The organism is Streptomyces sp. NPDC041205 (assembly GCF_055591765.1).
Map to the genome: position 1 here is coordinate 681,227 of NZ_JBVIZH010000002.1, position 23,343 is coordinate 704,569.

General features: G+C 72.9%; 19 protein-coding genes. 4 read left to right on the forward strand and 15 right to left on the reverse strand.

What is annotated here, in order from left to right:
• Positions 1 to 72: 72 nt before the first annotated feature.
• The 4 genes from ACZ6BG_RS10030 to ACZ6BG_RS10045 all read right to left on the reverse strand — a co-directional run bounded on the left by ACZ6BG_RS10030 (position 73) and on the right by ACZ6BG_RS10045 (position 4,050).
• Positions 73 to 828: an AIM24 family protein gene (locus ACZ6BG_RS10030; protein ID WP_030359827.1), complete on the reverse strand. Its 756-nt coding sequence runs from the start codon at positions 826 to 828 to the stop codon at positions 73 to 75.
• A 16-nt stretch (positions 829 to 844) separates the two neighbouring features.
• Positions 845 to 1,525, reverse strand: a complete 681-nt coding sequence (locus ACZ6BG_RS10035) for an AIM24 family protein (RefSeq protein WP_058849678.1) — start codon at positions 1,523 to 1,525, stop codon at positions 845 to 847.
• An 11-nt stretch (positions 1,526 to 1,536) separates the two neighbouring features.
• Positions 1,537 to 3,342, reverse strand: a complete 1,806-nt coding sequence (locus ACZ6BG_RS10040) for a TerD family protein (RefSeq protein ID WP_468999307.1) — start codon at positions 3,340 to 3,342, stop codon at positions 1,537 to 1,539.
• Between the two features lie 114 nt (positions 3,343 to 3,456).
• Complete coding sequence (locus ACZ6BG_RS10045) at positions 3,457 to 4,050, reverse strand: M48 metallopeptidase family protein (protein WP_468999309.1); 594 nt, start codon at positions 4,048 to 4,050, stop codon at positions 3,457 to 3,459.
• Positions 4,051 to 4,259: 209 nt separating this feature from the next.
• Here ACZ6BG_RS10045 and ACZ6BG_RS10050 point away from each other — a divergent pair, with 209 nt between their 5' ends.
• The 3 genes from ACZ6BG_RS10050 to ACZ6BG_RS10060 are packed head-to-tail and all read left to right on the forward strand — an operon-like array spanning position 4,260 to position 7,338.
• On the forward strand, positions 4,260 to 5,396 hold the full coding sequence (locus tag ACZ6BG_RS10050) for a TOMM precursor leader peptide-binding protein (RefSeq protein ID WP_468999312.1): 1,137 nt from the start codon (positions 4,260 to 4,262) through the stop codon (positions 5,394 to 5,396).
• Positions 5,397 to 5,437: 41 nt separating this feature from the next.
• Positions 5,438 to 6,832, forward strand: a complete 1,395-nt coding sequence (locus ACZ6BG_RS10055; RefSeq protein ID WP_468999316.1) for an ABC1 kinase family protein — start codon at positions 5,438 to 5,440, stop codon at positions 6,830 to 6,832.
• Positions 6,829 to 7,338 (forward strand): NUDIX hydrolase, encoded by a 510-nt coding sequence (locus ACZ6BG_RS10060; RefSeq protein WP_468999318.1) that lies wholly within the window; start codon positions 6,829 to 6,831, stop codon positions 7,336 to 7,338. Before ACZ6BG_RS10055 ends, ACZ6BG_RS10060 begins: the two co-directional genes overlap by 4 nt.
• A gap of 79 nt (positions 7,339 to 7,417) precedes the next feature.
• Here the strand turns inward: ACZ6BG_RS10060 and ACZ6BG_RS10065 are convergent, their stop codons facing one another.
• From ACZ6BG_RS10065 to ACZ6BG_RS10085, 5 genes are all read right to left on the reverse strand, one after another.
• Positions 7,418 to 7,633, reverse strand: a complete 216-nt coding sequence (locus ACZ6BG_RS10065) for a hypothetical protein (protein ID WP_468999321.1) — start codon at positions 7,631 to 7,633, stop codon at positions 7,418 to 7,420.
• A 136-nt stretch (positions 7,634 to 7,769) separates the two neighbouring features.
• Positions 7,770 to 8,093 carry a hypothetical protein gene (locus tag ACZ6BG_RS10070; protein WP_468999324.1) on the reverse strand — a complete coding sequence of 108 codons (324 nt, stop codon included), beginning with the start codon at positions 8,091 to 8,093 and terminating at the stop codon, positions 7,770 to 7,772.
• A complete protein-coding gene (locus tag ACZ6BG_RS10075; RefSeq protein WP_030359819.1) occupies positions 8,090 to 8,458 on the reverse strand; it encodes a WhiB family transcriptional regulator in 369 nt (122 codons plus the stop codon). Before ACZ6BG_RS10075 ends, ACZ6BG_RS10070 begins: the two co-directional genes overlap by 4 nt.
• Positions 8,459 to 8,624: 166 nt before the next feature.
• Positions 8,625 to 8,981 carry a hypothetical protein gene (locus tag ACZ6BG_RS10080; RefSeq protein WP_468451550.1) on the reverse strand — a complete coding sequence of 119 codons (357 nt, stop codon included), beginning with the start codon at positions 8,979 to 8,981 and terminating at the stop codon, positions 8,625 to 8,627.
• 162 nt (positions 8,982 to 9,143) lie between these two features.
• Positions 9,144 to 11,441 (reverse strand): ATP-dependent DNA helicase UvrD2, encoded by a 2,298-nt coding sequence (locus tag ACZ6BG_RS10085; protein WP_469000179.1) that lies wholly within the window; start codon positions 11,439 to 11,441, stop codon positions 9,144 to 9,146.
• An 87-nt stretch (positions 11,442 to 11,528) separates the two neighbouring features.
• On the opposite strand from ACZ6BG_RS10085, the gene ACZ6BG_RS10090 reads away from it, so the two are divergent.
• Positions 11,529 to 11,771, forward strand: a complete 243-nt coding sequence (locus ACZ6BG_RS10090) for a mycoredoxin (RefSeq protein ID WP_380857533.1) — start codon at positions 11,529 to 11,531, stop codon at positions 11,769 to 11,771.
• Between the two features lie 26 nt (positions 11,772 to 11,797).
• Here the strand turns inward: ACZ6BG_RS10090 and nudC are convergent, their stop codons facing one another.
• The 6 genes from nudC to ACZ6BG_RS10120 form a co-directional block, all read right to left on the reverse strand.
• Entirely contained in the window at positions 11,798 to 12,745 is a 948-nt protein-coding gene (gene nudC / locus ACZ6BG_RS10095; protein ID WP_468999332.1) for an NAD(+) diphosphatase, read from the reverse strand.
• Positions 12,746 to 12,833: 88 nt separating this feature from the next.
• On the reverse strand, positions 12,834 to 14,255 hold the full coding sequence (locus tag ACZ6BG_RS10100) for a dipeptidase (protein ID WP_468999334.1): 1,422 nt from the start codon (positions 14,253 to 14,255) through the stop codon (positions 12,834 to 12,836).
• A 10-nt stretch (positions 14,256 to 14,265) separates the two neighbouring features.
• Positions 14,266 to 17,994: a UvrD-helicase domain-containing protein gene (locus ACZ6BG_RS10105; RefSeq protein ID WP_468999338.1), complete on the reverse strand. Its 3,729-nt coding sequence runs from the start codon at positions 17,992 to 17,994 to the stop codon at positions 14,266 to 14,268.
• A gap of 99 nt (positions 17,995 to 18,093) precedes the next feature.
• The gene (locus ACZ6BG_RS10110; protein ID WP_468999342.1) at positions 18,094 to 18,792 is read right to left on the reverse strand and encodes a hypothetical protein; all 699 of its coding nucleotides are present in this window, start codon (positions 18,790 to 18,792) and stop codon (positions 18,094 to 18,096) included.
• Positions 18,793 to 18,901: 109 nt separating this feature from the next.
• Positions 18,902 to 22,603 (reverse strand): ATP-dependent helicase, encoded by a 3,702-nt coding sequence (locus tag ACZ6BG_RS10115; protein WP_469000182.1) that lies wholly within the window; start codon positions 22,601 to 22,603, stop codon positions 18,902 to 18,904.
• Positions 22,604 to 22,852: 249 nt separating this feature from the next.
• On the reverse strand, positions 22,853 to 23,254 hold the full coding sequence (locus ACZ6BG_RS10120; protein ID WP_468999346.1) for an MGMT family protein: 402 nt from the start codon (positions 23,252 to 23,254) through the stop codon (positions 22,853 to 22,855).
• Positions 23,255 to 23,343 lie beyond the last annotated feature (89 nt).

Consider the following 23,343-nt stretch of genomic DNA (forward strand, 5'->3'; position numbering starts at 1 on the left):
ACATCAGTGGTGAGACGTCAGTAAGGGGCGGTCGCCATGGCGACCGCCCCTTACGCATGCCCTTCGGGGGCATCAGTTCCAGACGTTGCCCTGGTTCTGCCCCCGGGCGCCCTGCTGCCCCATGCCGAACTGGGCACGCGCGCCCTGGCCGATGTTGGCGTGCTGCGGCGGCAGCATCTCGCTGGGCTGGACGAGGGCGTAGCCCTGCCCCATGAAGCTGAGCTCCCAGCCCTCGCCGGTGTTGCCGCGGCGCCGCCAGACGCCCGAGGAGTGCGTCTGGGCCTGCATCTGCACCCGCAGCCCGTTGGACCAGGCGACGATCGCGTCCGCGTCGGCGTTGACGTACCGGTCCGGGGTGACCTGGAGCATCAGCGGCTGGCCCGACGTCATCAGGGCGACCTTGCCGCGCCCGGTGATGTTGAGCTGGTACTTCCCGGAGCCGGAGATGCCGTACTGGCTGTCCACGGCGATGACCTGGTGGGTGAGGGACGAGTCCATGGCGAGGACATAGGCGCTGTCCACCGTCAGGCCGTCCTGGTCCACGTCCACCAGGTGGATGTACTGCGCGAGGTTCGCGAGGTAGACGGTGCCCTGCCCGTGGCAGCGCATCAGGTCCAGGCCCTCGCCGGTGTGCGCGCGGGCGCGCTGCTGGCCCCGGCTCTGGAACTCGGCGTCGAACTCGATGAGCCCCTGGTAGGCGACCATCGAGCCCTTGCGGGCGAGCACGTCGTCGTGGCCCTCGAGGGCAACCCGCAGGAGCTGCGGGTTCTGGACGGAGTAGCGCTCCTGAGTCTGTTGCTCAGCGTGCGCGAAAAGCGAGCTCTGCATGGTGTGTTGCTCCCCCTCAGCTCCGGATCCGGAGGCGGTCGGTGCTGTCCTCACTGGGCTGTACGACGACGATGCCCTCTCCGGAGAAGCCCATCTGGTAGGCCTCGCCGCTGCCGCGCCCGATCAGGGAGCCGGCCCTGAAGCTGCGCTTGCCCTTCACCTTCAGGTTCGGCGACCAGGCGATCAGCGCGTCCGGGTCCACGTACGTCTCGTCCTCGCCGCGGCCGCAGTCGACGACGATCGGCGTGCCGCGGGAGGTCAGCGCCACCCAGCCCTGGCCGGAGACCTTGATGTTCCACAGGCCCTGCCCGGCGAACTTCGCCAGGCCCTTGACCCGCTCGACACCCCACTGGAGGCTCGCGTCGAAGGCGAGCAGGTTGGTGCCGTTCACGGACAGCGAGTCGCCCGCCAGGTTGATGACGACGACATCGGCTCCGTAGTCGGCGAGGTAGAGCAGGCCGTCTCCGGAGCACTTCATCAGAGGGGCGCCCTCGCCGGTGATCCAGTCGCGCGCGATCTGGCGGACGGCGGGCGGGTTCGGCTCGTACTGCACGAAGCCTTCGTAGGCGACCATCGACCCCACGCGCGCGAGGAGGTCGTTCCCGGTCTGCATGGCGACCTTGACCATGTGGTGGCCGTGGTTCTCCATGCGGGCGGCGACAGGTGCCGGGGCAAAGCCCGCGAGCTGCTGGTTCATGACGGGCTCCCTCAGACCTCGAACGGCTGGACGACGATGAAATTGCCGGGCGCGCCACGGAACTGGAGGTTCACGCTCTCCCCCGTGGAGCCCGCGGAGGCGTTGCCGCGCAGCCTCACCTGGCTGGAGACGATGGCCTGGGCCGCCGCCGACCACGCGACCACGGCGTGACAGTCGGCGAACGTCGTCGGCGTGACCGGCAGCACGACGGGCATGCCGTGCGTCTTCACGACGACCGTGCCGGTCCCCTGGAACTGCATGACGAACAGCGCGCCACCGGGGATCCCGTGGCCCTCGATACGACGCACCTCGTGCTGGAGGGACTCGTCGAAGGCGAGGACGTTCTCGGCGGAGACGCAGATCGCGTCGCCCTGGAGCTCGATGGGGTGCAGATGCGTGCCTTCCTCCGCGAGGAAGACCTGGCCGCGTCCGGAGCAGCGCATGAGCTGCATCTCCTGGCCGGTCGCGTTGCCGACGACGCGGCCCTGGAAGCCCGCGCCCTTGTAGCCGAACTCGACCTTGCCCTGGTACAGGACCATGCTGCCCTGGCGGGCGAGCACCGGCTGGTCGCCGATGCCGAGGTCGACCCGGACCAGCTTCTCGTTCTGCTGCGTCCAGCGCTGTCCCGTGCCCGCCTCGCGGTACTTCTGGAGCGCGGCGGCCACACCGGCGGCCTGCGGGGCACCCTGCGGGGCTCCGCCCGGGGCGGCCTGGCCGAATGGGGCCGGGGCCTGCCCGGGGATCTGGCCGGGCATCGGTGCCTGCGGCGGCTGGCCGTAGCCGGGCGGCGCGGGCGCGGCGGCCTGCTGGCCGTAGCCCGGCGGCAGGGGTGCCGACGGCTGCTGCTGGTCATAGCCCGGCGAGGGCGGTGCTGCGGGCTGGCCGTAGCCGGGCGGCAGGGGTGCGGACGGCTGCTGGCCGTAGCCCGGCGGCGGGGGCGGTGTCTGGCCGAACTGCGGTGGCTGGCCCGGCTGGCCGTACGGGCCCGGGGCCTGCGGGGGCGGCACGGTGCCGCCCGGCTGGTTGAGCGGCGCGACGATGGTCTGCGCGGCGTGCACCGAGGGGTCGGCGGGGGCCGGGGCGGGCGGCGGCGTGGCGCCGCCGGGGGGCGCGAAGTGCTGGGCGGGCGCGGGGTCGGGCGCCGGGGCCGGGACGGGTGCCGGGGGCGGCGTGGCGGGACCCGCGGGCGCGCCGAACGCGGGCGGTGCCGCGGCGGCGGGGGGCGCGCCACCGCCGGCGGGGGGCGCGAAGCCGGGGGCGGCCTGCGGCTGGGGCGCCGCGGGCTCCTCCTCGGCGACCTCGCCGCCGAAGTTCCTGATCAGCGCGTCGAGACCGCCGTCGAAGCCCTGTCCGATCGCGGCGAAGCGCCAGACGTCCTTCAGGTAGAAGTCGCCCAGCATCAGGGCACGCTCGGTGGAGAACTCCGAGCCGTCGAAGGAGTACCGGGCCACTTCCTCGCCGCCGGCCACGATCCGGATGTACCCGGAGGCGAGCTGCGACATCTGCCCGGCGCCGTCGATCGCCGCGGTGAACGACAGCTTCTGGATCTGCGGCGGGATCCGGTCCAGCGTGACGCGGAAGGACTCGTCGTCACCGGCCTGGGCACCGAGGAGCTGAAGCGACTCCTCCGGAGACTTCGGCTGGTTGAAGAAGATGAAGTAACGGTCGTCCGACAGCCGCTCACTCGCGTCGAGGCCGAAGCAGCTGATGTCGAAGGTCACCCCTGGGGCAGCGATGTGCACGCCTACGTACAGATCGGTCCCCGCGGTGAGGTCACTGATCTTGGCCTTGTGGCCGCGTTGGAATTCCCTGGCCATACGTAACGACCGTCCCCCATCCCGAGTGGTTGCGTCGCGCCAGGCTAACCGCTCCGTCCGACAGTGGACGACGTCGGTACAGACCCGGTACACAACCGGCGCACCAGGCGCCCCTCACTCCTCGCGGGCGGCCGGAAGATGCGGCAGCCGGTCCGCCGCGACCACCCCTTCGAGGTAGCCCCGGGCCCGCTCGGTGCGCGGATACGCGTCCAGGAGGCGCCAGAACCGCGGCCCGTGCCCGGGCACGAGGAGGTGCGCCAGCTCATGGAGCAGTACGTAGTCCACCACGTACTCGGGCATGCCCTGCAGCCGGTGGGAGAGCCGGATGCTGCCCTCCGACGGCGTGCACGAGCCCCATCTGGTGTTCTGGTTCGTCACCCAGCGCACGGAGCTGGGCCGGGCCCGACCCTCGAAGAACTGCTCGGACAGCCGCTGGGCCCGCTCGGACAGCTCGCTGTCGCCCAGAACCCGCTTGCTCTCCTGCGCCGCCAGCTTGTCCAGCATGACGCCCACCCAGCGCTGCTCCTCCGCCTCGGACATCCGGGCGGGGATGAGGACGACCGTCCGGTCGCCCTCCCGGTACGCCGAGACCGTTCTGCGGCGGCGGGCGCTCCTTCGCACCTCGACCGCGCTCGCCGCCGAGCCGGATGGCGGCGGGCTGGTCGCGCTGCGCTGTGGGCTTCCGCGATGCAGTGGGTCGGCGGGCACGCCACGACGTTACCCGCTTGGCGTGGGGGAAGTCCCGCCTCCGGGACGGTTCGGTCCCGATCCACTCCCCATGCGCTGCATTAGTACGACAAGTACTCACCGCCTGTGGACAACCGCGCGCACGGCCGGGCCGAGCCGGGCATTCTGGCAATCGAGCGGCCGGACGGCGACGAGCACGACGTCCGGCCGGACCGACGGGGGGCCGAACCATGCATCCGATCCTGAAACCGAGCCTGCGCCGGGGCTGGCGCGATCTGAACACCGTCCAGTTCGGGGCGACGAGGGCACATGCCCGGGTCCTCGGCCCCGTGGACACCGCGACGGGCAGCTTCCTCACCCTCCTGGACGGGACGCGCGGGCTGCCACTGCTGCGCGCGGAAGGACAGCGGATAGGACTGCCGGACGGCCATGTGGACCGGCTCCTGCACCGGCTGGCCCGGGCCGGACTGCTCGACGACGCGACAGGCGGGGGCCGGGCGGCCGACGCCCTGCGTGCCCGCACGGACGTCATGGACCGGCTGCGCCCGGACCTCGCGGCCCTGTCCGTCGTCACCCCGGAGCCGAACCAGGGCATCCGCACGATGGCCGCGCGCCGGGCCACCCGCGTGTGCGTCCGGGGTGCCGGCCGGGTGGGCGCGGTCGTCGCCTCGGTCCTGTCCGGGGCGGGGATCGGCGAGGTCGACGTGATGGACGGCGGCTGCGTCGAGCCGTGGGACGTCGCTCCGGGCGGGGTGCCACCGGATTCCGTGGGCCAGCGAAGGGACGCCGCCGCGAGAACGGCCGCACGGCGCGCGGCTCCCGGGCGACCGCCTCGCCACCCCGAGGACCGGAGCGACGGCGAGCGCGCCTGGTCCCTGATCGTCCTCGCCCCGCGCGACGGCCTGGACGCCTTCGCCCCCGACCCGGCCGCCGCCGAAGCCCTGATCGCCGCGGGGACCCCGCATCTGTACGCCGGGGTGATCGAGGGCACAGGCGTGGTCGGTCCCCTGGTCCTGCCCGGCACGACCGCCTGCGCCGGCTGCCTCGCCCTGGACCGCGCCGACGCCGACGCGGCCTGGCCGCGGATGCTGGCCCAGTGGCGCTCGGGCCGTCGCCGCCAGGTCCCGGCCTGTGACCTGGCCCTTTCGACGACCGTCGCGGGACTGGCCGCGGCGCACGCACTGGCCTTTCTGGACGGGGCGGAGCCGGACCTCGCGGGGGTGCGTTGGGAGGCCTCGACGCCCGGCTTCGACTGGCGCAGACACCGCACGCGGGCGCACCGTTCGTGCCCCTGTGGGGCGGGTGAGCAAGTAAAGGGGGAGCACACCTCCGTGGAACGAGAGCCGCACGAGACAATGGCCGAGTAACCGCCTGAAAGGGCGCGGCTGTCTGGGATTTGGAGGGGCGCATGTCTGATCTTCCCCGGAAGGCGGTCACCCGTACCGCCAAGCTGGCCGCGCTGCCGCTCGGCTTCGCCGGGCGGGCGACCTGGGGGCTCGGCAAACGGATCGGCGGCAAGTCGGCGGAGATCGTCGGCCGGGAGCTGCAACAGCGCACGGCGGAGCAACTGTTCAAGGTCCTCGGCGAGCTGAAGGGCGGCGCCATGAAGTTCGGGCAGGCGCTGTCCGTCTTCGAGTCGGCGCTCCCGGAGGAGGTGGCGGGGCCCTATCGGGCGGCGCTGACGAAGCTTCAGGAAGCGGCGCCGCCGATGCCGACGCGCACGGTGCACGCGGTGCTCGCGGAGCGGCTCGGCGCGGACTGGCGCGAGCGTTTCCAGGAGTTCGAGGACAAGCCCGCGGCGGCGGCCTCGATCGGCCAGGTGCACCGGGCGGTGTGGGAGGACGGGCGCGATGTCGCGGTGAAGGTGCAGTATCCGGGCGCGGGCGAGGCGCTGCTCTCGGACCTGAACCAACTGAGCCGCTTCGCACGGGTCCTCGGCCCATTGATCCCGGGCATGGACATCAAGCCGCTCATCGCCGAGCTGCGCGACCGCGTCTCCGAGGAGCTGGACTACGGCCTGGAGGCACAGGCACAGCGCGCCCACGCCGAGGAGTTCGCGGACGACCCTGATGTCGTGGTGCCGGACGTGGTCCACCAGAGCGAGCAGGTCCTGGTGACGGAGTGGATGGACGGGGTGCCGCTGTCGGAGGTGATCGCGGAGGGGACGCAGGAGCAGAAGAACCGCGCCGGCCAGCTCCTGACGCGCTTCCTCTTCTCCGGCCCGGCCCGCACGGGCCTGCTGCACGCCGACCCGCACCCGGGCAACTTCCGGCTGCTGACCGGCGAGAAGGGCGAATGGCGGCTCGGCGTGCTGGACTTCGGCACGGTGGACCGGCTGCCTGGTGGACTGCCCCCGACGATAGGCGACTCGCTGCGGATGACCGTCGAAGGCGAGGCGGACGCGGTCTACGACATGCTGCGCGAGGAGGGCTTCGTCAAGGAGACGGTCGACCTGGAGCCGGAGGCCGTCCTGGACTATCTGCTCCCGATCATCGAGCCGGCGGTGGCGGAGGAGTTCACCTTCACCCGCGGCTGGATGCGCAGCCAGGCGGCCCGAGTGGCCGACCCCCGCTCCCCCGCCCACCAGTTGGGCAAGCGGCTGAACCTCCCGCCGTCGTATCTCCTGATCCACCGCGTGACGCTCAGCACCATCGGTGTCCTCTGTCAGCTGGGCGCGACGGTGCGGATGCGGGAAGAGCTGGAGGAGTGGCTGCCGGGGTTCGTCGCCCAGGACGACGGGGAGGAGGCCGACTTGGCGGACGGCCTTGCGGACGACGGTGTCGAGGAGGCGGCGGAGGCGTGATCGTGCGCAGAACGCCCCGTCGCGCGGCGCGGGTCGCGGTGATCGCGCCGGACGACGCGGTCTTCCTCTTCGGGTACGACAACGAGGAAGTGGGAGTCCACTGGGCCATGCCCGGTGGTGGCCTGGAGCCGGACGAGGCGCCGCGCGAAGGCGTGCTGCGTGAACTGCGCGAGGAGACCGGCTGGACGGATGTGCGGCCGGAGGCCCTGCTGTGTACGTGGGAGCACGACTTCACCCGTGCGGGTGTGCCGGTGCGGCAGCACGAGCACATCTACCTGGCCCGCGGGCCACGCCGCCCGCCCACGAGCGAGGCCGCCGCCGCGCACGCCGAGGACGGCATCCTGCGCTGGCGCTGGTGGACACCGCGGGAGCTGGCCGACTCCCCCGAGCCGCTGTGGCCGCCGCAGCTTCCGGATCTGCTGGGCGCGCTGCGCGCCGCGGGAGGTGCGGTGCCGCAGGCCGTCGATCTCGGGTACCAGCACCACGTGGCGGCGCGCCGGGGCTGACGCCCGGGCAGGCCGGCCCACTGTCGGGCCGAGGGCGGCTCACCACCAACGAGGGCGGCTCACCACCAACGGGCGCGGCTCACCACCAAGCGGAGTCGAGTCGCCCCTCGATCGCCCGGATGTTGTCCCGGGAGCAGGCGTCGCAGAAGTAGTGCCGGGCGCCGTTCTCCACGGAGCAGATCCATGTCGGGGGCCGGCCGTCGGCGACCGTGCCGCAGCGGGAGCACACGACGTTCTCGATGTCGTTCCTGACGTCGTGCCCGGCGTCCGCAGGTTCAGGAGGCTGCTGGTCCACGCGGTGACCTTATCGCCGCCACGGAGGATCGGTGCGCACAACGCACCGCGGGGGCCGGTCCGTTCGGACCGGCCCCCGCGGGGTACTTCCGTGAAGCTCACCGGGAGCTTCGTCTGTGCCTTGAGCTTCGTGGGAACTACTGCATGACCGCGATGGCGAGGGCACGCCTCGCGCGCAGGGACGCGCGCTCGGCGCGGCGCTGCATGCGGCGGGCCGCGATCAGGCGCGCGGCCGGGCGGTGCTCTTCGGCCTCACGCAGGCGTTCGTGCATATGCGCACGGGCCAGGGCTTCTGGGATGAGTTGCATTTCGCGGGTCCTGTTCTGGCGCGAGCCAGTCGCGCCGGTGGTGGTGAAGTCTGGGGTGGCGGAGCCGGTGGGCTCGCTCGTGGGTGCCTTCATCGGGGCCTGCTTCTTGGGGTCGTGCGTCACGGGGCGATCGATCGTTCCGGCGGTACTCATGCCACGACCGGGTTCTTCCGCGGACGGCCACGCGGCCGCTTGCGGGCCACGACCACGCCCTGGACGAACAGCTCGCCGCCCCAGACGCCCCACGGCTCACGCCGCTCCTTGGCGCCGGCCAGGCAGGCCTCCATCAGCGGGCAGGTACGGCAGAGGGACTTGGCGTACTCGACGTCGGCCGGGGACTCGGCGAAGAAGACCTCCGGGTCGTAGGCACGGCAGGGGACGGGTACGCCGAGGTTCTCGATGGCGTCGTCGAGCGCGGTGAGCGCGGTGAGGGGAGTCAAGGTCGGGTCCTCCGTGGGTGCGGGCGGCGGGAGAGTGTCTGAAGGCGGTACGGACGGGGCGTGCGCTTCGAGTTGCACGGTGGTTTTTCCTCGTCTGGTCGTGCCGGCCTGGGTCGGCCGGTTGGCGGCTGGTACCGGGTCTTGCTCAGCCCCTTCGCTCTGTTCTCCCGGTTTTGGGGAAAACAGAAGGGCCGCGGATCCCGGGTGGGGTTCCGCGGCCCTGAAGGCGCCGGTCTGATCGAGATCAGACTGGATCACTCCAGGGTTCGAGCCCACGGAAGGCCCACATCGTGTGGTGCTGCTGCTGCGTCGTCTTGTTCCGGAATCCGGCACCGGCTGCCGCGAAGACATAGGCGTGTGCCTGTGCCGTCGCTACTGCTTCCGGTGCCTTGGTCGGTCGCTCATTGCCCTCACGGATCTCAAGACCCGACAGAGGCAGGGCGGGGGCGGTCGGACGCACGGCGGCGGTGCCGAGAGACAGAGCGGCATTGCCGACGGACAGACCGGTGCCCTGGTTCGAGAAGCCGAGCAGGCAGGAAGCGACGACCGAGCGATCGGTCATTTTGACGGTGCTGATGAAGCTCTTGTTGTTGCTGATCACTGGAATCGCCTCCTCTCGGCGTCTAGGGGAGCGGCCGAAACCGTTCCTCGGACTGACAAGTACAGCACGGGACCAGGGCTTCGGAGAAGCCGCCGTTCCCGTGCTTAAGAACCTATGGGTCTTCCTTGCGCATGCGCAAACTATTTTTTCGACGAGTTTGAATCAGTTCGCCTCGTCGTCCTCCGCAAGCTCCTGACCTGCACAGATAGCAAGGACGTCGGCGCCGAAGTGACGCAGCTTGCGGACGACGACGCCCGGGATGCGGGCCAGCTCGCCCTCGTCCTCCGGCACGGCCTCCGCGATGGCGATCAAGGTTTTGTCCGTGAACACGCAGAACGGGGGCTGGCCGAGGCGCCGCGCCTGGCCCGATCTCCACTCGAGGAGCCGCTCGTAGAGCCCTTCGTCCATGTCCGACGGGCAGTCCTCGCAGCGCATGAGCTTCATCTCACCGGCGTCGGTGAGGGTGCGGCCGCAGACGCGGCAGCGAGCGGGGCTGCGGCTGCCGCGGCGGCGCTCCCTGGGCGCTCCGGCCTCGCCGGGCTCACCACCGCGGCCGGTACCGCGCTCGATGCCGCCGGGGCCGCCCGCCGCGCGCGCCCCGGCGGCCGTGCCCGAGCCGGGGCGCAGGCCGTCGAGGAAGCGGCTGGCCCGGCGGCCCGGCCGGCCCCCCGGGGACCGCGAGAGGGCCCAGGACAGGGAGAGGTGGACACGGGCGCGGGTCACGCCCACGTACAGGAGCCTGCGCTCCTCCTCGACCTGCTCGTCGGTCTTGGCGTACGTGATCGGCATCATGCCCTCGGCCAGGCCCACCAGGAACACGGCGTCCCACTCCAGGCCCTTCGCCGCGTGCAGGGAGGCGAGGGTGACGCCCTCGACGGTGGGCGCGTGCTGCGCGGCGGCGCGCTCGTCCAGCTCGGCCACGAGGTCGGCCAGGGTGGCGTCGGGCCGGGCGGCGGCGAAGTCCTCCGCGAGGCGCACCAGGGCGGCCAGGGACTCCCAGCGGTCGCGGACCGCGCCGGAGCCCGCGGGCGCCTGGGTCGTCCAGCCCTTGGTGGACAGCACGGCCCGCACCTGCGAGGGCAGGTCGACCATGTCGTCCAGGAGGGTGTCGTTGGCGCCGAAGCGGGCGGCGCCGCGCAGGGCCGCGCCCGCCTCGCGGACCTCGGTGCGCTCGAAGAAGCGCTCCGCCCCGCGCAGCAGGTAGGGGATGCCCAGGTCGGCCAGGGCCTGTTCGTAGATCTCCGACTGGGAGTTCGTGCGGAACAGGATCGCGATCTCGCCCGCGGGGACGCCGTCGGCGATCAGGGCGCGGATGCGGCGGGCGGCGCCTTCGGCCTCGGCGGGCTCGTCCGCGTACTCCGTGTAGACGGGGTCGGTGCCGCGCTCGCGCTGCGAGACCAGTTCGAGGCGGTGGTCGGCGGCGCGGCCGACGGCCTGGGCGAGCAGGCCGTTGGCGAGGTGGACGACCTGGGGCGTCGAGCGGTAGTCCCGGACGAGCTTGACGAGGGTGGCGCCCGGGTGGCGGGTGCGGAAGTTCAGCAGGTGGTCGGGGGTCGCGCCGGTGAAGGAGTAGATGGTCTGGCTGGCGTCGCCGACGACGCAGAGGTTGTCGCGGTCACCGAGCCACAGCTCCAGGAGGCGCTGCTGGAGGGGACTCACGTCCTGGTACTCGTCGACCACGAAGTGCTGGTACTGGGAGCGGACCTGTTCGGCGATGTCGTGGCGGTCCTGGAGGATGCCGACGGCCAGGAGCAGGACGTCCTCGAAGTCGATGACCGCGCGGTCGCGCTTGAGGTCCTCGTACGCCGCGTAGAGCTGGGAGATCTCGGCCGGGTCGCGGGGGGTGTCGCGGCCGGACTTGGCCGCGACGGCCGCGTAGTCCGCGGGGACGGTCTGGGTGACCTTGGACCACTCGATCTCGCCGGTGACATCGCGCAGCTCGTTGCGGTCGAGGCGGACGCGGCAGGCCGCCGCCGCCTCGGCGACGAGCTGGACCTTGCGCTCGACGAGGCGGGGCAGCGAGCCGCCGACGGCCTTCGGCCAGAAGTACTGGAGCTGGCGCAGGGCGGCGGAGTGGAACGTGCGCGCCTGGACGCCGGTGGCGCCGAGCTGGCGCAGACGGCCGCGCATCTCCCCGGCCGCGCGGTTGGTGAAGGTGACGGCGAGCACGCTGGTGGGCTGGAGGATCCCGGCCCGCACTCCATAGGCGATGCGGTGCGTGATGGCGCGGGTCTTGCCCGTGCCCGCGCCCGCGAGCACGCACACCGGCCCGTGCAGGGCGGTGGCGACCTCGCGCTGCTCCGGGTCGAGCCCGTCGAGCACCGCGTCGGCGGTGTCCGGGACCCGCGGGAAGAGGGTGGAGTGCGTTGCTGATGTCACCCCGCCATGCTGCCAGGTCCCACGAGACGGCAGCGCCGGTTGTCCACAGGGGGGTGCTCGCAGTCGTACTAATGCGGGAATGGTGACCGGGTCGCGTACGTTCGACTCAGTGCGGCTACGCACACGACGTGCGGTGACGCACCCCGAGGCTTAAGGAGCGCGAGAGACATGCCGGGCACTGTGACGATGTACAGCACCACGTGGTGCGGCTACTGCCGCAGGCTGAAGAGCCAGATGGACCGCGAGGGCATCACGTACGAAGAGATCAACATCGAGCAGGACCCGGACTCCGCTGCCTTCGTGGAGAAGGCGAACGGCGGCAACCAGACGGTTCCCACCGTTCTCTTCCCGGACGGCTCGACGCTGACCAACCCCTCGCTGGCCCAGGTGAAGCAGAAGCTCGCCGCCTGACCCGCGGGCCGGTCGGCGCGCCCGGCTCAGCCGAGCGTGCCGGGCCTCGGCAGGGGCTTGCCGTACCAGAGCTCGATCAAGCGGGCCGCAATCGAGATGCCGTAGGGAGGCAGGACCTCCCCGGACTCGAAGGCGGCCCGCAGGTCGTCGCGGGAGAACCAGCGCGCCTCGTGGATCTCCTCGCCGTCGACGTTGATCTCCGAGGACGTGGCGCTCGCCATGAAGCCCAGCATCAGGCTGGAGGGGAACGGCCAGGGCTGGCTCGCGACGTACTCGACGTCGCCGACCGTGACGCCCGCCTCCTCGAAGACCTCGCGGCGCACGGACTGCTCGATCGACTCGCCCGGCTCCACGAAGCCCGCGAGGGTCGAGAAGCGGCCCTCGGGCCAGTGCACCTGGCGGCCGAGGAGCGCCCGGTCCTCATGATCGGTCACCAGCATGATCACGGCCGGGTCGGTGCGCGGGTAGTGCTCGGCGCCGCAGGCCTGGCAGCGGCGGATGTGGCCGGCCGCCGCGATGACCGTGCGCTCGCCGCAGCGCGAGCAGAAGCGGTGCATGCGCTGCCAGTTCTCCAGGGCCACGGCGTGCACCATCAGGCCCGCGTCGCGTGGGGAGAGCAGCAGTCCCGCCTCGCGCAGCCCGGCCGCGCGCGCGGACGCGTCCATGCGCCCGGGCAGCGAGTCCTTCTGGAGCGCGAAGTAGCTCACGCCGTCGTCGTCGGTCCCCAGGAAGTAGCGGTGCGCCTCGGTGAGGGGCGCCTCGAACGACGGGGTCATCACGAGTTCCGTGCGGCCGTCGGGGGTTTCGTCGATGAGCACCTGGCCGCCGGACACCACGAAGACCCGCGTCGACGGGTGGCTCCACGCGGCGGCGAGCCAGGCCTCGTCGAGACGGTGGTGCGCCGCGCGGTCGATGCCGCTCGGCGCGGTGAGCGAGACGGGACGGTCAGCTGCGCGGTCGGTCCAGGTGGTCACTGGTGCTTCCAACTCCCCCGGTGGAATGGGTGGTTCAGCGAGCGGGTCTCTTCAGTGTGCGTCGCGGTGCGCGACGCCTTTCGCCGGTTCAGTGGGCGCCGCGCCAGTGCTCCGCGAGGTCGCCCCACAGGTAGGCACTCGTCTCGGCGCCCTTGAGGAGCAGGTCGAGCTCGACCTTCTCGTTCGGCGCGTGCCAGCCGTCCGAGGGAATGGAGATGCCGAGGAACAGCACGGGCGCCCCGAGGACGTCCTGGAGGTCGGCTGCGGGTCCCGAGCCGCCCTCCCGGGTGAAGCGGATGTCCTGCTCGAAGGCACGGCCCATGGCGCGGACGACGGACTGCAGCGCCGGGTGGTCCAGCGGCGTCAGGCACGGGCGCGTGGCGCCGCTGAAGGTGATGGTGTGCCCGATGCCGTCGGGCAGTTGGTCGGCCACCCACGCGCGGACGAGCTTCTCGACTCGCTCCGGGTCCTGGCCCGCGACCAGCCGGAAGGAGAGCTTCAGGAAGGCGCTGGACGGGATGATCGTCTTGCCGCCGGGGCCTTGGTAGCCCCCGCCGATGCCGTTGACCTCGGCGGTCGGACGGGCCCAGATGCGCTCCAGGGTGCTGTGTCCGGCCTCTCCGTGGGGCGCGTGCGACTTGGCCGTACGCAGCCACTCGGCCTCGTCGAACGGCAGCTCGGCGAAGAGCTCGCGCTCGCGGTCGGTCAGCTCGACGATGCCTTCGTAGAAGCCGGGCACCGCCACGCGCGCGTGCTCGTCGTGCAGGGCGGCCACGAGGCGGGCGGCGGCCGTCGCCGGGTTGGGCACGGCGCCGCCGAAGGAGCCGGAGTGGATGTCCTGGTCGGGCCCCGACAGCTCGATCTCGCACTCGGCGAGGCCCCGCATGCCCGTGCACACCGTGGGGGTGTCCTTCGACCACATGCCGGTGTCGGAGACGATCACCGCGTCGGCGGCGAGGCGCTCGGCGCGCTCCTCGACCAGGGCGCGGAAGTTCGGGGAGCCGGACTCCTCCTCGCCCTCGACGAGCAGCTTCAGGTTCACCGCGGGCGTGCTGCGGCCGGTGACGGCGAGGTGGGCGCGGACGCCGAGGGTGTGGAAGAAGACCTGGCCTTTGTCGTCGGCGGCCCCGCGCGCGTAGAGGCGGTTGTCGCGGACGACGGGCTCGAAGGGGTCGGTGTCCCAGCCGTCCTCGATGGCGGCGGGCTGCACGTCGTGGTGGCCGTAGACGAGGACGGTGGGTGCGTCCGGGTCTCCGGAGGGCCACTCGGCGAACACCGCGGGGGCGTCGGCCGTCTCCCACACCTCGACCGTCGGGAAGCCGGTCGAGGCGAGCCGCGCGGCGAGCCAGTCGGCGCTGCGGCGCACGTCGGGCGCGTGGTCGGGCTGTGCCGACACGGACGGGACGCGCAGCCACTCGGCGAGGTCGTCGAGGAAGGCGGCGCGGTGGTCGTCCAGGTACGCCCGGACGGCGCTGACGACACTGTCAGAGCTGTTGACGGTCTTGCTCATGGCCACGAGCCTATCGGCCCGCGGGGGTGCTCCGGTCGTGCGACTGGTCACCCTCCTGTCCCGCGGCCGCGGCGGCCTCGCCGAGCAGCATCCGCTCCAGCTCGGCCCGGCCCGGCAGGTTCGCGGGGCGGACGGTCTCGCCGCTGCGTACGTAGAGGAACGCGGCCCCCACGGACTCGGGCGGCACGCCGTGCTGCTCGGCCCACGCGAGGCGGTAGACGGCGAGCTGGAGGGGGTCGGCGTCCTGGGTGCGGCCGGTCTTCCAGTCGAGGATCTCGTACGTGGTGTCGTCGCCGTCGCCGTTCTTGTAGACGGCGTCCATGCGGCCGCGGATGACGCGGCCCGCGAGGGCGATCTGGAAGGGGTACTCGACGCGGTGGGGGGTGCGACGGGCGTACTCGGTGCGCTCGAAGGCCTCCTTGAGCGTCTCCAAGTCGCGCTCGTCCGCGATCTCCGCCTCGCCGGGGCCGCCTCCCGGCAGCTCGTCCGGGCCGAGCATGGGCAGCCGCAGCTCCTCGAAGCGTGCCTCCACCCAGGCGTGGAAGCGGGTGCCGCGGCGGGCCGCGGGCTGCGGCGGCCGGGGCATGGGCCGCGCGAGCTCCTGCGCGAGGGCGTCCGGGTCGGCGGCGAGGCGAAGGAGCTGGGAGGCGGTGAGCGTGGTCGGCAGGAGGACGTCACGGACGCTCTCACGGGCACGCAGCAGCTCGCCGGTGAGGGCGTCCAGGTCGCGGTCCCAGGAGGCGAGGGTGCGGGATTCCTCCGGGGTGAGGCGCGGGGGCGCCTGGGGGGCGCGGGCGTGCGGGATGGCGTCCCTGGCGAAGGCTGGCTCCTCGGACGCGGTGTGCCTCGGGTGCGGCGGGGTCGGGGGCTCCGTGACCGTCGGGCGGTGCTTGGACGTCGGGCGCTCCGTGGACCAGGAGTCCCACTCCGAGGGGTCCTCGGCGCCGGTCTGGTGGGCGGATTCGTCACCGGCGCGTTCGTGGCGCGTGCCTACGTGGTCGACGTCTGCGCTGTCGACGTCTTCATGGGCAGCGCCTTCGTGGGCCTTGCCTCCGTAGGCGTCGTCTTCGTAGGCGTCGTCTTCGTAGGCCTCGTATCCATAGGCGTCGTCTTCGTCGTCGTCCGGCGGGGGCGGCCAGTCCGGGTCCGTCGCGTACTCCGGGGGCTCGGCGGCGTACGCGGAGGTGGGGTCGCCTGCGGCGGGGTGGGGCTCCTCGTGGGAGCGGGCGTCGTCGGACGCGAGGCGGTCCAGGTGGGCGAGGACGGTGTCCGCGGCGGCGCGGCGGCGGGTCAGGGAGTCGGCGTCGAGGGGCAGCGGCCAGGCGTGGTCGGCGGCCTTCTCGTGCAGCGCCGGGTTCTCCTCGTCCTCGTCCGGCTCGTCCGCCCAGGCCTCGATCTCGCCGTGGCCCGCGGCGCAGTGGTCGTACAGGGCGGTGAGGAAGTCGGACGGGCCGCGGGGCTTCTTCTGGGTTGGCCCCCACCAGTGGCCCGAGCCGAGCAGGAGGCTGCGGGGGCGGGTGAACGTCACGTACCCGAGGCGGAGTTCCTCGGTGTGCTGGTGGTCCTTCATCTCGGCGTGGAAGGCCTTCATGCCCTTGGCGTCCCACGCGCCGATGTCGGGGAGCGTGTCGGCGTCGCCGCGCAGGGTGTGCGGGACGACCTTGGCCTGGGCCGTCCACTTCTCGCGGCCCTGCGTGCTCGGGAACGTGCCGGTGACCAGGCCGGGGACGGCGACGACGTCCCACTCCAGGCCCTTGGACTTGTGGGCGGTGAGGACCTTGACGGTGTTCTCGCCGCCGGGCAGGGCGTTGTCGAGGCCCTTCTCGTACTGGGCTGCGGTGCGCAGGAAGCCGAGGAAGGCGAGCAGGGAGGCCGAGGGGTCGTTGGCGGCGAAGGACGCGGCGATGTCCAGGAAGTTCGACAGGGTCTCGCGGCGGCGGGCGGCCAGGGCGTGCGGGGACGCGGAGAGCTCGACCTCCAGGCCGGTGACGGCGAGCACGCGGTGCAGGACGTCGAGGAGCGGGTCGGCCAGGGAGCGCCGCAGGTCGCGCAGTTCGGTGGCGAGGCGCGCGAACCGCACCCGGGCCTCGGCGGAGAACGGCAGCCTGTCTTCTCCGGAGCCGTCGCCGGGGGCCTCCAGGAACGTGTCGAGCGCGTCCGCGAGCGATATCACCTCGGACGGGTCGACGCCCTCGACGGCCTCGGCGAGCCGCCGGTCGGCGTCCTCGGGGCCGTCGGGGGCGCTGTGCCGCACCAGGAGGCGGGCACGGCGGCCCAGGAGAGCGAGGTCGCGCGGGCCGATCCGCCAGCGGGGGCCGGTCAGGAGCCGCACCAGGGAGGCGTTGGCGCCCGGGTCCTGGAGGACTTCGCAGACGGCGACGAGGTCGGCGACCTCGGGCAGGTGCAGCAGGCCGGACAGGCCGACGACCTCGACGGGAATGTCGCGGGCGACGAGGGCGGCCTGGATCTCGGCGAAGTCCCCGGCCGTGCGGCACAGGACGGCGATCTCCCCGGGGGCCTTGCCGGTGGCCACTAGGTGGGCGAGGGAGTCGGCGATCCAGGCGATCTCCTCGCTGTGGGTGCGCAGCAGGGCGCAGCGCACGCCGCCGTCGCGCTCGGCGCCCGGGGCGGGCCGCAGGGCCTCCACGCCCGCGTGCAGGGCGCGCAGCGGCGCGGCCAGGCCGTTGGCGAGGTCGAGGAGGCGGCCGCCGCTGCGGCGGTTCTCGCTGAGGGCGTGGCGCGTGGCGGGGCGGCCGTCGGCGTGCGCGAAGTGGTCGGGGAAGTCGTCGAGGTTGGCCACGGAGGCGCCGCGCCAGCCGTAGATCGCCTGGCAGGGGTCGCCGACCGCCGTCACGGGGTGGCCGGTGCCGCCGCCGAACAGGCCCGCCAGGAGGACGCGCTGGGCCACCGACGTGTCCTGGTACTCGTCGAGGAGGACGACGCGGAACTCCTCGCGCAGGATCTCGCCGACCTCCGGGCGGGTGCGGGCGAGGGTCGCGGAGTGGGCGATCTGGTCGCCGAAGTCGAGGAGGTCGCGGGTGCGCTTCGCCGCGCGGTACCGGTCGACGAGTTCGGCGAGCTGGAGGCGGGCGGTGGCCGTCTCGGGGACCTTGCGCAGGTCGGCGTTGGTGAGCCTGGCGCCCGCGAGGGTGCGAAGGAGCTCCACGTCGTGCGCCCGGAGGCGGTCGGGTGCCACCAGGTGCTCGGCCAGCTCGCCGTCGAGCGTCAGCAGGTCGCTGACGAGGTCGGGGAAGGAGCGGGTCAGCGCGGGATACGGGCCGGGGGCCTCGCGCAGGACGCGGGCGGCGAGCTGGAAGCGGGTGGCGTCGGCGAGGAGCCGGGCGGTGGGCTCCAGGCCGATGCGCAGGCCGTGGTCGGTGAGGAGGCGGCCCGCGAACGCGTGGTACGTGGAGATGACCGGCTCGCCCGGAGGGTTGTCCGGGTCGGCGGCCTCGGGGTCGGTGACGCCTGCCTTGATGAGGGCCTTGCGGACGCGCTCGGCGAGCTCGCCCGCCGCCTTGTTCGTGAACGTCAGGCCGAGCACCTGCTCCGGGGCGACCTGCCCGGTGCCGACCAGCCACACCACGCGCGCGGCCATCACCGTCGTCTTCCCCGACCCGGCTCCGGCCACGATCACCTGCGGGGCGGGCGGCGCGGTGATGCAGGCCGTCTGCTCCGGGGTGAACGGGATGCCGAGGAGCTCTTTGAGCTGCTCGGGGTCGGTGAGGCGAGGAGACACGTCAGAGAGGCTAGCGGCGGCCACTGACATCCGGGGCGGGACGGGTTCGTCCGTCGCCGCCGCCCGCGTCCGTGGCCGCCGTCGCCGAGATCCGTCGGATCAGGAACCCATCAGGTCCTTCTGCTCGACGACCTGACCGGCCGGCGGGGCCTTGACCGTGACGGGGGATCCGTAGTCGCTGAAGGTCATCTTGGCCGGGCCGTCGCTGTCCTTCTTGTCGATCCGCAGGAAGTACGGCTTGCCGTCCATGGCGACGTAGTACGTGACGATCTTGCCGTTCTTGGCCCGGGAGAGGACGGCCACCTTCTCGCCGTCGACCTCGGCGTCCTTCTCCCGCTTGAGGCCCTTGAGCTTCGTGGACTCGAACATGACGTCCTTGTCGCAGGTCCTGTTCTCCTGGCCCTCAGGCAGCTTCATCCAGCGGCCCTTGACCTTGTCGCCCATGGAGGAGCCGCGCGTGGCGTTCTCCCAGAACTTGTCGTCGCCCTTGATGTACGAGGTGCCGCCGGACACGATGATCTCGCCGGTGCCCCCCGTCGCGGAGCGCGTCTTGCCCTGGCAGTCCTCGGACTTGGCGACCGAGAAGTCGACCTTGACCGCCTTGCCGTTCTCGTTGCCCGTTCCGGACACCTTGAAGGAGCCCGCGCCCTTCGAGGCGGTGATGGCCTTCTGCGCAATCTTGTCGGCGCTCATCCCCTTGAAGGGGTCCTTGTCGCCGTCGTCGTTGCAGCCCGTGATGCCGACGACCGCGACGGCACAGGCGGCTGCCGCTGCCAGAAGGTTCCGGTTGGCTGCCATGTCTCTTGTCTCCTAGGAAGGGTGTTCAGCTTGACGGCGACTCTAGAAGGCCGGTGCGGCTGCTATGGGCGTGTCGAACAGGACGTGAGGTCGGCCACTCGCCCCCTTGTCACTCCACCACCTGCTTGCCTTCCGGGCGGGCGCTGCACGAGGCGCGGAAGGCGCAGTGCGTGCAGTGCTGCCCGGTGGCGGGCGTGAAGCGCTCGTCGAGGACCTTGCCCGCCGCCGTGGCGAGGAGGTCGCCGACCCAGTCGCCGGTCAGCGGCTCCTGGGCCTGGACCTTCGGCAGCGCGTCACCGCCGTCCTTCTTGGCGGCGCCCTGGCGCAGCTGGACCAGTTCCGCGCCGCCCACGTCGGGGCGTACGCCTTCGAAGACGTCGTCCACGGCGCCCTCGCGCACGGCGAGCTGGTAGACGGCCAGTTGGGGGTGGCGCTCGACGTCGGCGGCGCTCGGGGCCTGCTTGCCGGTCTTGAAGTCCACTACGTAGGCGCGGCCCTCGCCGTCGCGCTCGACGCGGTCCATGGAGCCGCGTACGCGTACTTCGTAGGGGCCCGCTTCGAGCGTCACGTCGAAGTCGTGCTCACTGGCGACCGGGGTGCGGCTCGCGTGGGCGCCGCTGACGTGCCACTGGAGGAAGCGTTCGAGCGCCACGCGCGCGTGCTCCTTCTCCTGGTCCGACTTCCAGGGGGCGTCGAAGACTAGGGCGTCCCAGACGGATTCGAGGCGCTCCATGAGGACGTCGAGGTCGGCGGGCGTGCGCCCGGAGGCGACCTCGTCGGCCAGCACGTGCACGACGTTGCCGAAGCCCTGGGCGGCCGTCGCGGGCGCGTCGGCCTTCACCTCGCGGCCCAGGAACCACTGCAGGGCGCAGGTGTTGGCGAGCTGGTCGAGCGCGCTCCCGGAGAGCGCGACCGGCTTGTCGCGGTCCCGCAGGGGCACCGCGCTCGCCGTCGGCTCGAACATGCCCCACCAGCGGTGCGGGTGCGCGGACGGCACGAGGGGGCGCTCGTCGGCGTCGCTGAGCGCGGCGAGGCGGGCCAGGCGCTGGGCGGCGGCTTCGCGCAGGGCGTCCGACGCGTGCGGGTCGACGGTGGTGGCCCGCAGCTCCGCGACGAGCGCGGAGACCGACAGCGGGCGGCGCGGGCGGCCGGTCACGTCCTTCGGTTCGACGCCGAGTTCGGTGAGGAAGCGGGAGGGCTGGTCGCCGTCGTCGGCGGGCGCCTTGACGGCGGTGACGACGAGGCGTTCTCGTGCGCGCGTGGCGGCCACGTAGAACAACCGGCGCTCTTCGGAGAGGAGCGCTCCGGGGGTGAGGGGCTCGGCGATGCCGTCGCGTCCGATGCGGTCGGCCTCCAGGAGGGAACCGCGGCGGCGCAGGTCGGGCCAGAGGCCTTCCTGGACGCCCGCGACCACCACGAGCCGCCACTCCAGGCCCTTGGAGCGGTGTGCCGTCATCAGGCGCACGGCGTCGGGGCGCGCCGCGCGGCGCGTGAGGGTGTCCGCGGCGATGTCCTGCGCCTCGATCTCGTCGAGGAAGTTGAGGGCGCCGCGCCCGCCGGTGCGCTCCTCGGCGCGGGCCGCGGTCGCGAACAGGGCGCACACCGCGTCGAGGTCCCTGTCGGCGTTGCGGCCCGCCGCGCCGCCGCGCCGCGCGGCGCGCTCCAGGCGCCGCGGCCAGGGCGTGCCGTCCCACAGGTCCCACAGCGCCTGCTCGGCGGTGCCGCCGTCCGCGAGACGCTTCCTGGCCCGGCTCAGGAGCTCGCCGAGGCGCTGGGCCCCCTTCGCGTACGAGGGGTCGTGCGCTATCAGCCGCTCCGGCTCGGCGAGGGCGCGGGCGAGGAGTTCGTCGGAGGGCGGCGGGAGGTGGTTGCCCGCGGCCCGCTCCTCCTCCCGCAGGGCCCGGCCGAGGCGCCGCAGGTCGGCGGCGTCCATGGCCGCGAGGGGTGAGGTGAGCAGGGTGAGGGCGGTCTCGGTGTCGAGCCAGGTGGGGGTGGTGGTTGAGGTGGTGGGGGCGGCTTCGCGGGAGTCGTCGGGGGACGGCTCGGTGGATTCCGGCGCGGCTTCGGAGGACGGCTCCGAGGGCTCCGGCGCGGTTTCGGGCGACGGCTCCGCGGGCCCCGGCCCGGCTTCGGACGACATCTCCGTGAGTTCGCGCGTCGCTTCGGACGACAGCCCTGCGGGCCGTGACGCCGTGGATGACGGCTCGGTGGATCGCGACTCCGTGGGCGACGGCTCAGCGGATCGCGACTCCGTAGTCGACGCGCCGCCGGGCGACGACTCCGTAGGCACCGCATCACCGGACGACGACTCCGTAGACACCGCACCGCCGGACGACGCCCCCAGGGACGCCGATTCCATGGCCCCCGGCTCATCCGGCCGACCTGGCGCCTCCGCCTCCCGCTCGCCCGCCTGATCCGGCCCGCCTGGCTCCCCCATCCCCGGCTCACCGAGCTCACCCGTCTCCCCCAGCGCCCCCGCGCCCTCCCCCGACTCCGCCCGAGCCACAGCCCGCAGTGCCGTCAGGAGTGCCGTCACCGCGGGCTCGTGGCGCAGGGCGATGTCGTCGCCGTCTATGTCCAGGGGGACGCCCGCCGCGGTGAGGCCGCGGCGGAGGGACGGGATGGTGCGGGCGCCCGCGCGGACGAGGACGGCCATCTCGTTCCAGGGGACGCCGTCCTCCAGGTGGGCGCGGCGCAGGATGTCCGCGATGTTGTCCAGCTCCGTGCCGGCGGTGGGGTACGTGCGGACGTCGACGCGGCCGCCGTCCCTGGCGGCCGTCAGCTCGCGGTGGGCGCGCACCTTCTCCGCGGGCAGGCGGGTGAGCGGCATGCGCGCGGTGATGAGGCGGGTGGCCGCGAGGAGGCGCGCACCGGATCGCCGGGACGACGTCAGGACCTCGACCGGCGCCTCGGCGCCGTCCGCGCGCGGGAAGTCCGACGGGAACCGGAGGATGCCGTTCACATCGGCGCCCCGGAAGGCGTAGATCGACTGATCGGGGTCTCCGAAGGCGACGAGATCGCGCCCGCCGCCCGCGAGCGCGTGCAGCAGCCGCACCTGCGAGGGATCCGTGTCCTGGTACTCGTCGACGAACACCGCGTCGTACTGGGCGGCGAGCGCCCGGGCGACCTCCGGACGGCGGGCAAGGAGCACCGCGCGGTGCACCAGCTCCGCGTAGTCGAGCACCCCTTGGAGGTCGAGCACGTCCAGGTACTCGGCGAGGAACGCCGCCGCCGCGCGCCAGTCCGGCCTGCCGCCGCGCCGGGCGAAGGCGTCCAGGGCGGCCGGACCGAGGCCCAGTTCGCGGCTGCGCGCGAGCACCGCGCGGACCTCGTCGGCGAAGCCGCGCGTGGTCAGGCAGGCGCGCAACTCGTCCGGCCAGCGCACCCGCGCCAGGCCCTCGCGCGCCAGGTCGGTCTGGCCCGCGAGGAGTTCGCGCACCGCCACGTCCTGCTCGGGTCCTGACAGCAGCCGCAGGGGTTCCACGAAGAGGTCGGCGTCCTGGTGGGCGCGGACGAGGGCGTAGCAGAACGAGTGGAACGTGGTGGCCTGCGGGGCGTCGGCGGCGCCGATGCGCTGCGCCATGCGGTCGCGCAGTTCGACCGCCGCCCGGCGGCTGAACGTGAGCACCAGGACGCGCTCGGGATCGGTCCCCTTGGCCACCCGCGCGGCCACCGACTCCACCAGAGTGGTGGTCTTGCCCGTGCCCGGACCTGCGAGAACGAGCAGCGGACCGCCCGCGTGGTCAACCACCGAGCGCTGCCGTGCGTCCAGCTGAGGGGGATCCGCGAGGACCGGCGGGGTACGCACCAGCCGATAGGCACCCGAAGTCCCCTGTCGTACCCGAGGGTGCGACGGGTGCCGGGCGTGCCGGGCGGATGAAAGGGAGCTCACGTGGATCGCCGGTCCTGGTGGGTGTACGGGTCGAGGTGCGGCTGCGTGCCAGCTGCGGGGTGAGTGTGAATGCGTGCTGTCGACGCTACGCCAGCGGATGAGCGGGGCGCGTGGCTTCCCCCGTACGGGCCACCGGGCCGCCGCCCGGCCACCGCGTGCCGGAAGCTGTCAGGTGTGAGCCTCCGGAGCCACGTCCGCCGCGCCGCCGTCCCAGCGCGCCCTGCGCATGTCCAGGCGCGGCAGGCTCCGCTCGGACGCGCGGCTCGCCTCCCGCAGCGGCGTGCCCTCCGCGCGGTAGGCCTCGAGGGCCCGCAGTTCGTGTCCGGGCAGCAGCACTCCGTCCGAGCGGACCACACGCCACCACGGCACCGCGCCGCCGTAGAGCGCCATCACCCGGCCGACCTGGCGCGGGCCGCCCTCCTCCAGCCACTCGGCGACGTCTCCGTACGTCATCACCCGGCCCGGCGGAATGCGCTCCGCCACATCAAGCACCCGTTCCGCGTACTCGGGGTACTCGGGTACGTCGGGGTGGTCCATCCGCTCCGGTTCCGGTCGGCTCTCCTCGCTCATCCGGCCCATCCTGCCGCATGGCACCGACATGGCGACGGCTCCACGACAGAGGGTGCGGTAGGGCGTGCGACGAGGGACGAAGTGGCAAA